Source organism: Sphingomonas sp. KC8 (assembly GCF_002151445.1).
Lineage (GTDB): Bacteria > Pseudomonadota > Alphaproteobacteria > Sphingomonadales > Sphingomonadaceae > Sphingomonas_E.
This window is the reverse complement of record NZ_CP016306.1, coordinates 3,895,189-3,907,488: the sequence shown is the minus strand read 5'-3', so window position 1 is coordinate 3,907,488 and position 12,300 is coordinate 3,895,189. Positions and strand designations below refer to the sequence as shown.

Genomic DNA, 12,300 nt, shown 5'->3' with positions numbered 1-12,300 from the left:
CCGCGCGCGAACCGGGATTGGCGGCATCGAAGGCGCGCCTTAACTTAACTTAACTTTACCGTAATGTTTTACTAATGAGCTGAAGCGCTGGCTGTCAACAGGCCTTTCCGGCCATGTTTCGGTGAGTTGAATGATGGGGATAATCCGCTATCCCGGCGGCGATGACGGGTATTAGCGCAACAATGCCACCACGGCGAAATGGCCGGCCGCGTCGCGAGGACGCAGCACGCAAAATCGTGCAATTGCTTGATACAGCAGCGGAAATCTTCATCCGCGATGGCTATGCCGGCGCATCGATCGACCGGATCGCGGCCGCCGCAGGGGTTGGCAAGCCGACAATCTACGCCCGGTTCGGGAGCAAGGCGAACCTTCTCAAGATGGTGATCGAGCATATTCTCGAAAACCGGCTCGTTGCGATCGACGATCGGATCACGGCATGCACCGCCGAAGAGGGCCTGAAAGAACAGCTCGCCAACATCATCACGGCGTCCACCGAACCGATGTTCGTTGGGATATTCCGCTTGTTCCTGACCGAAGCCAATAATTTTCCCGAAATCTTCGCGGCATTCCACAGTACGACGGAACTTCAGTCCAAACGCCTGCTTATCGAGCACCTCGCCCGCCATCGCGAGTTCGACAGCCTGAAAGCATCACGCGAAGAAACCGCCGGAATCCTGCTGGATATGGTCAGTGCGCTGGTCGTGATGACATCGGTCAGATCGGATTCGCACCAGACGCTTTCAGCCAGGCAGGAAGCGTCACGCATTGTCGATGTCATCCTGCATGGGCTGCTGCCGGCACAAATCCCGAGCCCTTGACTCGCGGATCGACCCGGCGGCCGGCCACATTGGCAACTTGTGCTGCCAAAACCGGGACCATAATGGTTGCAGGAGGCTTGGCCATGCGCGATCGGTTGACGATCGCGGTGGAATCCAGGAATGTCGCGACGGAAAGATAGTCGATGATCAGGATCGGGCCGTTGCGGCTGAAAGCGCAGATGTTCTGCGGGCAGGAAACCGCGATGGGGCCGGGCAAGGCCGATCTGCTGGACGCAATCGCCCGCGAAGGTTCGATATCGGCCGCCGGACGCGCACTTGGCATGAGTTACAGACGGACCTGGCTGCTGGTCGACACCATGAACCGCTGCTGGAAGGAACCGTTGGTGGAAACGGCAGCCGGCGGCGCGCGTGGCGGCGGCGCCCGCCTGACCGGGTTGGGCCAGGACATTCTTGTGCACTATCGGGCGCTCGAACAGCGTGTTGCCGAGATTGCGGACAGCGCGCCCTTGCAGGCGCTCAATGCCGCCATGCGCGAAACCCCAAAACCTGCCCAATGAACAAGGCTTGGGCTGGCATCGGGCGATCAACGCTGTATATGCCCAAGCATAACGCTTCCGGGAGGGCTTCATGACCAGACTGATCGGTCGATTGCTGCTGGCGATTGCCCTGTTCGGCGTGACGCTATCCCCCGCCATCGCGCAAGTGAAGCCGCCGCTTGTCCTGGCCGCCGCAAGCCTTCAGGAAGCTCTGAACGCGGCGGTCGACACCTGGACCGCCAAGGGCCACGCCAGACCGGTGCTATCCTTTGCTGCCTCGTCGGCGCTTGCCCGGCAAATCGGTTCGGGGGCGCGCGCCGATCTCTTCATTTCGGCCGACGAACCGTGGATGGACGATGTCGCCAAAAAAGGCCTCATCAAACCGGAAACGCGGGTGTCTTTCCTCGCCAACCGCCTCGTCCTGATCGCGCCCGTCGGCAAACCGGCAAAGCTTGCCATTCGCACCGGTTTCCCGATCGCCAAGGCGCTGGGCAACAGCGGGAGACTTGCGATGGCCGATCCGGACGCAGTGCCCGCCGGCAAATATGGAAAGGCCGCGCTAACCCGACTTGGCGTCTGGGCGTCTATCGAAGCGCGGGTCGCGCGCGCGGAAAACGTCCGGGCGGCGCTGGCCCTGGTCGAACGGGGCGAGGCGCCGCTCGGCATCGTCTATGAGACGGACGCGCGCGCATCCAAAGCCGTCACGATCGTCGGTGCCTTTCCGGCGAGCAGCCATCCGCCCATCACCTATCCGATGGCCATATTGAGAACCGCGACCAGCCCGGAAACGGATAGATTCCGCCGTTTTCTGCTTTCGGGTCAGGGCAAGGCGATCTTCGTGCACCATGGCTTCGTTGCCAGATAACCGTGCCTTTACTCACGCCTGACGATTGGGACATTATCCATCTCTCGCTCAAGGTGAGCGCGGTGGCGGTGTTTCTGACACTGCCCGTGGCCTTCGCGCTGGCCTGGCTACTCGCGCGGGGGCTTTTTCCCGGCAAGTTTCTGATCGACGGCGTGGTTCACCTGCCGCTGGTATTGCCGCCCGTCGTTACCGGATGGCTGCTGCTGCTGGCCTTTGGCAACAATGGCCCTGCCGGCCGCTTCTTCGAACAATGGCTGGGCATCACGTTCATGTTCCGCTGGACCGGTGCGGCGCTGGCGGCCGCCATCATGGCCCTGCCGCTGATGGTGCGCGCCATCAGATTGTCGATCGAAGCGGTCGATCGCAGGCTAGAAGGCGCCGCGCGGACGCTGGGCGCGAGCGCCGCGCATACCTTCTTCACAATCACGGTGCCGCTGTCCCTGCCCGGCATTCTCGCGGCAGCCGTGCTGGGATTCGCGCGGTCCGTGGGCGAATTCGGGGCGACGATCACCTTCGTGTCGAACATTCCGGGAGAGACCCGGACATTGCCGATCGCCATCTACACCGCGCTGCAGGTGCCCGGCGCGGAAGATACGGTGACGCGCCTCGCTATCATCTCGGTGATCCTCTCGCTCGGCGCACTCATCGCGTCCGAAGCCCTCGCCCGTCGATCCGGCGCAGGCCAAGGCAGCCATGTCCTTTGAAATCGATGCCACGCGCCGGCTGGGCGACACCATTATCCGGATGTCACTGCGCTCGAACACTGGCCTGACGGCATTGTTCGGCCCGTCCGGCGCCGGCAAGACAAGCGTGCTGAACATGGTGGCGGGGCTGCTGCGCCCTGATGCAGGCCGGATCGCGGTCGATGGGGCGGTGCTCTTCGACAGCGAAGCCGGAATCGATCTTCCGCCGGAACGGAGACGCGCGGGCTACGTGTTTCAGGACGGACGCCTTTTCCCCCACAAACGCGTGCGGGCCAATCTCGTTTATGGCGAACGGCTGGCCGAACCCGCGCACCGCTGGATCGGGCTGGATGACGTCGTCGCCTTTCTCGGCATCGGCCACCTCCTCGATCGGTGGCCGCGCACATTATCCGGCGGCGAAGCCCAGCGTGTCGCCATCGGCCGCGCCCTGCTCTGCGCACCACGCTTTCTGCTGATGGACGAACCGCTATCATCGCTGGATGCCGCCCGCCGCGAAGAAATCTTGGGCGTGATCGAACGGATCCGCGATGAACTGAACCTGCCGATCCTCTATGTCAGCCATGATCGGGGCGAAGTGGACCGGCTGGCCACGACGGTGATATCCATCGGCGCCGCGTCCTGACAGATGAACGGTGGGCGCGAAACACGCCCACCGCCACCCGGCTTTATTCGGCGGCGATCTTTGCCCGCTGCAAGGCGATGAAATCCTCCAGCGTCTGATAGAGATAGGCGTTGTCTTCCTCTGTCATCGTCGGATGGCAAGGCAGCATCAGCCCCTGTTCCATGATCTGATCGGCGACCGGATATCCATCCGGATCGATCCGGCAATCGACGCCCTTCATCATCGGATGCCGCGTGATGTTGCCGGAGAAGATCACGCGGGTGAAAATGCCCGCCTCTTCCAGATGCACCTGCAGTTCGCGGCGGCTCCAGCCGAGTTCCGGGCGAAGCTGAACCGGATAGCAGATCCAGGTCGTTTCCACCTCGGGCAGCAATCGCGCCGGGATGAAAATATCGGGATATTTGTCGAGGAACTGGCGGTGGCTCTGGAAGTTGCGGTCGCGCAATTCCCAGAACATCGGCAGCTTGTTCAACTGTTCATGGCCGAAGGCGGCGCCCGCCTCGTTCGGAATGAAGCCGTAGGCGACATCCTCGAAGATGAACATGCCATCATATTGGATGCCATCGAGATCTTCGAGGAAGCGGCCATCGCTGTCCTGCTGCTTGGTGCCGTGGAGATATTTCTCCGACGAACGGCCCCAGGCGCGGGCCATCAGGCCCCAATCCCACAACGCTTCGTCATTGGTCGCGACCAGCCCGCCATTGCCAAGGCAGGTGATGATGTGGAAGATCGAAAAACTCGTCACCGAAATATCGGCGCGGGTGCCCGTCTTGGTGCCGCGCAGTGTGCCGCCGAGCGTGTCGCAACTATCCTCGACCAGCTTCAGCCCATGCTTGTCCGCCAGCGCGCGCAACGCATCCCAGTCCGGCGTGCCGCCGACCAGATTGGGGACAAGCATCGCCTTGGTCTTCGGCGTGATCATCCGTTCGATCCTGTCGATATCGATCTGATAGGTATCGAGCACGACATCGACAAAGGCGGGCACGTAGCCGGCATGCACGATCGACGCGACGTCGGTGGAGAAGGTGAGCACCGGGGTGATGACTTCCGACCCCTTAGGCAGGTTCAGCATCCGCATGGCCAGCATCAGCGCCGACGATCCGGAATTGACCATCACACCATATTTGTGACCCATCACCTCGGCGCAGCGCTTTTCGAAGCTCTGCACCTGCTGGCCGACGCTCATGCTGGTGCGCATGACGTTGACGACGGCATCGACTTCCTTTTCGTCGAGCATCGCACCGCCATATTGGATCTTGCGCGGGGGCATCCTCGTCATGTCTTCATCCTTCTCGAACCATGATTGCTGTCATGGGCAGGCAGGCAAAACCGGCCCGCACCCATTGTCGCCAAGTTTACGCTGGACATCATTTCTCAGAATGGCAGACAGGATCAAAATCATTGCATAATGGTGCAGCCCATGCCCAAGCCGATCTCCATGCCGACACCACGGCGCCCATCGTCGAAGGTCGCGCGCGAACTGCTTCAAAAGGTGCGCGATGTCGGCGGTGACGCCGATGCCATATTGCGCCATGCCGGGCTTCCGTCCGGCCTGGACGCAATGCTGCGTTCGGCATGGGCAGCCCCGCTTTCGCCCGACCAGTTCACCCTGATCTATCGCGAGTGCGTCGCCGCGCTGGAAGAACATGACAGCCGTCGGCAGGGCCGCCCGCCGATGACAAAAAGCGAAGTCGACATGCTGTGCTACTGCGTGATCAATTGCGCGACACTGGCGGACGCAATCACGCGGGCGGCTGCCTTCTGCGCCATGCTGGATGGCCGCGCGGCGGAATTATCGATCTCGACAGCCGGGCCGCAAGCGACCTTCCGCATGCACACCTTCCGGCGCAAGCGCGATACCGCCGCCTTCCTGACCGACCTGACGGGGCTGTCCACCTATCATCGCCTGTTCGGCTGGCTGATCGGCGAAGATATCGAGCCACTTTCGGTCGAGGTCTGTTACCCCTTGCTGATCGAAGAAGAAGTGGCCGCACGGCTGATGCCGCATCCGATCGCTTATGGCCGAGCCGACAATCTGCTCCATTTCCCGGCGCGCTATCTCGATCGCCCCGTCGTGCGGAGCTACGCCGAATTGGTGGAATTGCTCAAAACCTTCCCGTTCGATCTGGAAAGCGTCCCGTCAAAACGGATGTCGATGACAAAAAGAGTCCGCGCGGCGCTTGGCGGGGCGCTGATACGACGCGTTCCCCTGCCCACGCTGGAAAGCCTTGCCCGCCAGTTCAGCATCAGCGGTGCCACGTTGAAACGCCGGCTGGCTAACGAAGGCGCGTCGATGCAGCAGTTGAAAGAGCGTTGCCGCCGTGACCTTGCGATCGACCTGCTGGCCGACGCCAGCCTGTCCTTCAGCGAAATCGCCCAGCGCGTTGGTTTCAGCGACGCCACCACCTTCAGCCGCGGCTTCAAGGCGTGGACGGGCATCTCCCCATCCGCCTATCGCAACGCCGGGCCTGCATCCGAATAGCATCGCGATTCGAACCGGCCATGCTGCACCCCCGCACGGCAAGGCAATCTGCCGGTGTGTCCACCCGTATGAGGGACCGCGACGAATGATCCGGCGACACATCCCTTGCGCAGGATTTTTATAATTATTTTTTAAAATCAGTATGATATGCGCATATCGCGATATTTCTCCGGTTACTTGTATATACATTTAAGATGTGTTTATCTTCGCTCATTGCAGGAGCGAACAAATTTTGCGCGAGCGAATGAGGAGTTTGTACTAACGCCCCGCAGCACGGCCGAAATCATAACCAAATGCGGCTGTTACCGGGCACATCCAAAGGGGAATAAAATGACGGGATTTTATCTTGCTGGTCGCCTGTCCAGGGCGACCGGGCGGGGAAGCTTACAATTTGCCCTCGCCGTGTCGCTTCTTGCTCTCTCCGCTGCCTCTGCCAGCGCCCAGACCGTCCCTGCATCGCAATCCGCAAACGGCGCCGGCTCCGACGAGATCGTGGTCACCGCACTCCGTCGTGAATCGACCGTTCAGGACACGCCGCTCGCCATCACGGCGATCAGCGGACAGAACCTCACCAATGCGGGCGTCACCAACGTAACCGATTACGCCAAGATGGTGCCGGGCCTGCGCGTGCAGGACAGCGGCCCGGGCCAGCGCCGGCTAAGCCTTCGTGGCATCCGCGCATCGGGTGAACCAACGGTCGGCACCTATTATGACGAGACGCCGGTCGCAGGCTCGGTCGGCGTGTCGAGCGATGCCGCTGGCCGGACGCCCGACTTTTCGTTGTTCGATATCGAACGGGTGGAAGTGTTGCGCGGCCCACAGGGCACGCTTTACGGTTCCAGTTCGATGGGCGGCGCGGTCCGCGTCATCTTCGCCAAACCCAAATTCGAATATGAAGGCGCGGCCGAAGCCACGGTTTCGACCACCAAGGGCGGCGGTTTCAGCTACAACATCAATGGCATGGTCAATGTGCCGATTGCCAACGATGTCCTGGCGGCACGGCTGGTTGTCTACCGGCGCGATTCGAGTGGCTATGTCGACAACAGCTTTCTCGGTCGCGACGATGTGAACGATTATACGGCGGAAGGCGGGCGGTTTCTGCTGCGCTACACGCCGACGGCGGACCTGACGATCGATGCCAGCGCGCTGATCGAAAGCACCAACGCATCTTCCTATTCCTGGAATCCGCTGGTGGGCGAACGCAAATCGGCAGCCCAGGCGATCCTGCCCTACAAGGATGACAGCCAGATCTACAATATCACCGCGCGGTGGGATGCTGGTCCGGTCGCCCTGACGGCCATCACATCTTATCAGCACCGCAAATCCGAATATGCCGCGGACGACAGCTATTATATCGATTCCTACCTCACCCCCGCCCGCTGCGCGGCCTTCGTCAACGGTGGCGGTGCCTGTTCGCAGGCTCAGCTCGACACCTATTACGCCTATGTCGACAGCCTTTCGCCGGCCGTCATCCATTATCCGGGCAAGACCAAGGACTGGACCCACGAACTGCGGCTCAATTCGACCGGCGACGGCAATCTGAGCTGGACGGTGGGTGTGTTCTCGGAAAACCGGTCGAACCAGGTGAACGGGCAGGATGCACGGGTTGACCCTGCGACCGGCGAAATCATTCGCCCGCTTCAATTATTCTATCGCCGATCGATCGACGACAAGTTCAAGCAGATCGCCGGCTATGGCGAGGCATCCTACAAGGTTACGCCGGAACTGACGCTGACGGGTGGCACGCGATACTTCCATTACAAGAAGACGATTGTCGGCGAAACCGACATGCCCTGGGATCTGATCGGAGCCACGGCGAAGCCGCCGACGACAGTGCAGAGCAAGGAAAGCGGCTGGATCTTCAAGTTCAACGCCGATTACCAGTTCAGCCCGGATTTCATGATCTATGCACAGGCATCGCAGGGCTTCCGCCCGGGCGGCGCGAACCAGGTGATCGGCCTGGCGGATGCCCTCACCGCTTATGAAGCGGACAAGCTGTGGAATTATGAACTCGGCGCCAAGACGGCCTTCTTCAATCGTCGTCTCTTTGCCAACGTCGCGGTTTTCCAGATCGACTGGGAAAACATGCAGGTCAGCGGCCGCACGTTGAACAATGCGTTCAGTTTCATCTCCAATGCGGGTGCCGCCCGTGTTCGTGGGGCGGAGCTGGAGCTCAACGCCCGGCCGATCGATGGCATGCAGGTCAATCTCAACAGCACCTATCTGGATGCCAAGCTGACCGAGGATCAGATTTCCGACACGGTTTCCGCACCGGGGCGCAAGGGCAACCGTATGCCCTACATCCCTCGCTTCACGGCGGGCGCAACCGTGGAATATGGCTGGGAAGTGTCGCCATCGCTGAAAATGGTGACGCGCGCCGATATCAACCATGTCGGTGCGTCTTATTCGGAATTCCGGCCGGACAACGCGCTTCGGATCAAGCTGAAACCCTATCAGCTGGCCAATATGCGCGTCGGGCTCGAGGAAGCCGATGGTCGCTGGGCGGCTTATGTCTTCCTCAACAATGTGTTCGATGCCGTGGCGATCAACCACGCATCGCAAAGCTCGACGCCCAATTCCTACAGCGTGACGAGCGCAACGCCGCGCACCATCGGTGTCAACCTGCGCACCAAGTTCTGAAACACGCGACGGCGGGGCGAAAGCTCCGCCGTCCGTTCTTTAGGGGCACCCCACCCATGAAATCATATCTGGTTCGTTCTTTGGCCGCGGCCGCGCTTGCATCCACCATGCTGCAGGCTGCGCCCCTTCTTGCGGAAACGGTGCCTTCGCCCAAATCCGTGCTCGGCCAAGACGTGGCATCCGACTATTATCTCGCCAACTATGATGAATCGCTGAACTATTTCAGGAAGCTGGCCGCCAGTTCGAATCGCATCAAGCTGGTCGACGCGGGCAAGACGACACAGGGCCGCGAGATGGTCTACGCCATCATCTCCTCGCCGGAAAACCTGCAGAAATTCGAGCATTATAAGGAAGTCTCGCGCAGGCTTGGTGAAGCCCGCGACCTGACCGACGCGGATGCACGCAAGCTGGCACATGAATCCAAGGTCATCGTCCATATCGATGGCGGCATGCATGCCAGCGAAGTGGCCGACCACCAGTTGCCGATCGCGCTGGCTCATCATCTGCTTTCAGCCAAGAACGACGCCGAAGTCGCCGCGATCCTGGATAATGTGATCCTCGTGCTGTGGCCGACGCTGAACCCCGATGGCCAGAACATGGTGGTCGACTGGTATCGCAAGAACCTTGGCACGCCATATGAAACGAGCCGCATGCCATGGCTTTATCAGGAATATGTTGGCCACGATAACAACCGTGACGGCTATATGCTGAACATGCTGGAAAGCCAGGTCGCCACCCGGGCACAGCAGGATTACGCGCCGGTCATCTGGTATTCGCACCACCAGGTCGCCCCGTTCCCGGCCCGCATCTGGATGCCCCCCTTTGCGGATCCGGTTTCGAGCAATATCAGCCCCAACATGCGCATCTGGACCAACGCCATTGGCACCAACATGATGACGCGTTTTGAAAAAGAACAGAAGCCGGGCGCGATCGCGCAGGCCAAGTTCGACAACTGGTATCCGGGCTTTCTGGATTATACCCATGTGTTCCGGAACACGATTTCCTTCTTCACCGAAGTGTCGCACGACAGCGCCACGCCCAAGACGTACAAGGTTGAGGAATTTCCCAAAGCCTTCCGCGATCTGAAGGCGCAGATCATGTATCCTTCGCCGTGGAAGGGCGGCCTGTGGCGGCTGAAGGATTCGGTCGACTATATGATGACCGCTTCCATGTCGGTGCTGGACACGGCGACCAAATATCGCGAAGATCTGCTCTTCAACCGATATCAGGCAGCCCGCGACACCATCAGCCAATATGCGGCCGAAGGGCCTTACGCCTATGTCATTTCGTCGGGACAGGCGGACATGCCGGAAGCGGCGCTGCTCGCGCAGAAGATGATCGATCATGGCTTGAAGGTTCATCAGGCCAGAACGGCAATCAATCTGGGCGGCGTCACCTACCCGGCTGGATCATGGGTATTGCTTACCGATCAACCCTATGCCCGGCTGGCGGTGGAACTGTTTGAAAAGCAGAAATATCCCGATGCCATCCTCGATGGTTCGGGCAAGCCTGTCGATCTGCCCTATGACGTGACGGGCTGGACCTTGCCGTTGCAGATGGGCGTCAGGGTGGACACGATCAAAACGCCGCTGGATGCCAGGATCAAGGGCCAGCTGGGCGAAATCGCCAGTGCCGCATTGCCCAAATCCAGCATCGTCGGGAAAGGCAATGTCTTCGCGTTGAGCCGCAAAGTGAATGCCAGCTTCGTCGCGGTGAACGAAATCCTGTCTAAAGGCGGCCGTATTGGCTTGTCGACAGGCGCCGTCACCACCGACAAGGGCGCCGAAACCGGTGCGATCATTGTCGAAGGTATCAGCCGCGCCGCCCTGCTGCCGATCCTGGAAAAGCAGCGGATCAACGCGACCGCCATGGCGGCCGCGCCGGCGGTGAACGGGATTGCGGCGGCCAAGGTTGGCCTATATCGCCCGTGGGGCGCGAATATGTATGACGAAGGCTGGACCCGCTGGCTTCTCGAACAGTCCAACTATGCCCCCGCCAGCATTTACAACGCCGACATGAAGGCGGGCAGCCTGTCAGCAAAGTTCGACACGATCATCCTGCCGGACATTAACGGGCCGAGTGCCGAGAAGATCGCCGAAGAACAGCGCAAGAAAGCCGCCGCCGGCGAAAAGACGTCGACGCGCCGCCCCGGCCCGATCGGCACCTTGCTTGACGGATTGAGCAGCACCGATGTGCCGGCGTCCTATGCTGGCGGCATCGGCGATGACGGCGCGGCGGCGCTCAAGGCCTTCGTTGCCGACGGCGGAACGCTGATCGCGCTTAACAATGCGTCGGATGCGGTGATCGATCTGTTCGACCTTCCGGTCACCAACATCCTCAAGAATGCGAAAAGCACGGAGTTCTTCTGTTCGGGCGCCCTTCTCGAAATCGGCCTCAATGGCGCCTCGGTCGCAACGGCGGGGTTGCCTGCAAACCCGGTGGTGATGTTCGAGCGCGGCCCGGCGTTTGAACCCAAGCCCGGCTTCAACGGCCAGATCCTCGCTTCCTACGCACCGGACAAGAATCCGCTACAAAGCGGGGTCCTGCTGTATCCGGAAAAGATCCAGGGTAAGGCAGCGGCGATGGAAGTTGCCTACGGCAAGGGCAAAATCTACCTTTACGGTTTCAAGCCGCAATGGCGCGCCCAATCGCACGGGACATATAAGTTCCTTTATAATCTGCTGTATAAACAAAAGGATGATGCCTCCACCCCGGCACATCACTGATCGCCTATAGCCAGAATGATACCCCGTCCGGCCAATGCCGGGCGGGGTATCTGCATGAAAGGGGGACCATTCTTTCCGGGCGCCAGATACATCGTGCAAGCCGACATGGCTTTTACTTTGGCGGCATGCCAGAACTCATGTCGCACAACGCCCTTGCGGGCCATATCGCTTACGGCCCAGCCGTGGAGACACTTTACCCGTGCTGACACCGCGTAACGCCCACGCCAAGGAACAGACGCCGCTCCATCGCCGCATCCGGCGGGACATCGAAACACAGATCATGGCCGGCGTGCTGAAACCAGGCGATCGCATTCCGTTCGAACATGAACTGATGCGCCAATATGAATGCTCGCGCATGACCGTGAACAAGGCGCTGTCGGCACTCGCCGCCACGGGCCTGATCGGACGGCAGCGCGGCGCCGGTTCGGTCGTCGCGCAACCGCGCATTCATATGGCGGCGCTCGCAATCCCCGACATACAAGAAGAAATCGTCAAGCGCGGTTTTCGCTATCAGCTGACGCTCGTCACCCGAGAAATCGTTCCCGGTTCATCGATCGACGAACAGCAGATGCGCCTGCCGCGCGGCGTGGACGTCCTGTCGCTGCGCTGCCTTCACATTGCGGATCAGCGGGTTTTTGCCGTCGAAGACCGCCTGATCAGCCTGGATGCCGTGCCGGAAGCATCCGATGTCGATTTTTCTCGGATACCACCCGGAAGCTGGCTTCTAGCTCATGTTCCGTGGACCGAAGCCGAACACAAGATCCTGGCTGCGCAAGCCTGCGAGCTTGCATCCGTCCTGAATGTGGAGCCTCAGACGGCCTGCCTCATCCTCGAACGCAATACCTGGCGGGCGGGCCGATCCATCACGCACGTCCGGCAGACCTTCCCGGCGGATTGCTTTGACCTGACGGCCCGTTTCATCTCGGAAGCATCGATGGGCTGATTT

The 12,300-nt window shown here is 60.6% G+C and carries 10 protein-coding genes; 9 read left to right on the top strand and 1 reads right to left on the bottom strand.

Going from position 1 to position 12,300, the window contains the following annotated elements; all coding sequences use genetic code 11:
* Positions 1 to 236: 236 nt before the first annotated feature.
* From KC8_RS18670 to KC8_RS18650, 5 genes are all read left to right on the top strand, one after another.
* Positions 237 to 818: a TetR/AcrR family transcriptional regulator gene (locus tag KC8_RS18670; protein WP_050805463.1), complete on the top strand. Its 582-nt coding sequence runs from the start codon at positions 237 to 239 to the stop codon at positions 816 to 818.
* A 143-nt stretch (positions 819 to 961) separates the two neighbouring features.
* Positions 962 to 1,336: a winged helix-turn-helix domain-containing protein gene (locus KC8_RS18665; protein WP_010127446.1), complete on the top strand. Its 375-nt coding sequence runs from the start codon at positions 962 to 964 to the stop codon at positions 1,334 to 1,336.
* A gap of 70 nt (positions 1,337 to 1,406) precedes the next feature.
* Positions 1,407 to 2,180 (top strand): molybdate ABC transporter substrate-binding protein, encoded by a 774-nt coding sequence (gene modA / locus KC8_RS18660; protein WP_010127447.1) that lies wholly within the window; start codon positions 1,407 to 1,409, stop codon positions 2,178 to 2,180.
* Between the two features lie 2 nt (positions 2,181 to 2,182).
* Entirely contained in the window at positions 2,183 to 2,884 is a 702-nt protein-coding gene (modB, locus tag KC8_RS18655; protein ID WP_037497110.1) for a molybdate ABC transporter permease subunit, read from the top strand.
* Positions 2,874 to 3,506, top strand: a complete 633-nt coding sequence (locus KC8_RS18650) for a molybdenum ABC transporter ATP-binding protein (protein WP_010127451.1) — start codon at positions 2,874 to 2,876, stop codon at positions 3,504 to 3,506. The genes modB and KC8_RS18650 overlap by 11 nt, the downstream gene beginning before the upstream one ends.
* A gap of 43 nt (positions 3,507 to 3,549) precedes the next feature.
* On the opposite strand, the gene KC8_RS18645 is transcribed toward KC8_RS18650, so the two are convergent.
* Positions 3,550 to 4,785 carry a DegT/DnrJ/EryC1/StrS family aminotransferase gene (locus KC8_RS18645; RefSeq protein WP_198360955.1) on the bottom strand — a complete coding sequence of 412 codons (1,236 nt, stop codon included), beginning with the start codon at positions 4,783 to 4,785 and terminating at the stop codon, positions 3,550 to 3,552.
* Between the two features lie 141 nt (positions 4,786 to 4,926).
* On the opposite strand from KC8_RS18645, the gene KC8_RS18640 reads away from it, so the two are divergent.
* The 4 genes from KC8_RS18640 to KC8_RS18625 all read left to right on the top strand — a co-directional run bounded on the left by KC8_RS18640 (position 4,927) and on the right by KC8_RS18625 (position 12,297).
* Positions 4,927 to 5,988, top strand: coding sequence for a helix-turn-helix transcriptional regulator (locus KC8_RS18640; RefSeq protein ID WP_198360954.1), 1,062 nt, complete (start codon positions 4,927 to 4,929; stop codon positions 5,986 to 5,988).
* A 330-nt stretch (positions 5,989 to 6,318) separates the two neighbouring features.
* Entirely contained in the window at positions 6,319 to 8,628 is a 2,310-nt protein-coding gene (locus tag KC8_RS18635) for a TonB-dependent receptor (RefSeq protein WP_083831306.1), read from the top strand.
* 56 nt (positions 8,629 to 8,684) lie between these two features.
* Positions 8,685 to 11,354 (top strand): M14 family metallopeptidase, encoded by a 2,670-nt coding sequence (locus tag KC8_RS18630; RefSeq protein ID WP_010127389.1) that lies wholly within the window; start codon positions 8,685 to 8,687, stop codon positions 11,352 to 11,354.
* Positions 11,355 to 11,553: 199 nt separating this feature from the next.
* Positions 11,554 to 12,297, top strand: a complete 744-nt coding sequence (locus tag KC8_RS18625) for a UTRA domain-containing protein (RefSeq protein ID WP_010127388.1) — start codon at positions 11,554 to 11,556, stop codon at positions 12,295 to 12,297.
* Positions 12,298 to 12,300: the final 3 nt, after the last annotated feature.

Excerpts from the sequence above, each read along its gene's own strand:
- KC8_RS18635 (WP_083831306.1), top strand. The coding sequence starts at position 6,319 with ATGACGGGATTTTATCTTGCTGGTCGCCTGTCCAGGGCGACCGGGCGG.
- modA (WP_010127447.1), top strand. The coding sequence starts at position 1,407 with ATGACCAGACTGATCGGTCGATTGCTGCTGGCGATTGCCCTGTTCGGC.
- KC8_RS18645 (WP_198360955.1), bottom strand. The coding sequence starts at position 4,785 with ATGACGAGGATGCCCCCGCGCAAGATCCAATATGGCGGTGCGATGCTC.
- KC8_RS18650 (WP_010127451.1), top strand. The coding sequence starts at position 2,874 with ATGTCCTTTGAAATCGATGCCACGCGCCGGCTGGGCGACACCATTATC.
- KC8_RS18640 (WP_198360954.1), top strand. The coding sequence starts at position 4,927 with ATGCCCAAGCCGATCTCCATGCCGACACCACGGCGCCCATCGTCGAAG.
- KC8_RS18665 (WP_010127446.1), top strand. The coding sequence starts at position 962 with ATGATCAGGATCGGGCCGTTGCGGCTGAAAGCGCAGATGTTCTGCGGG.
- KC8_RS18630 (WP_010127389.1), top strand. The coding sequence starts at position 8,685 with ATGAAATCATATCTGGTTCGTTCTTTGGCCGCGGCCGCGCTTGCATCC.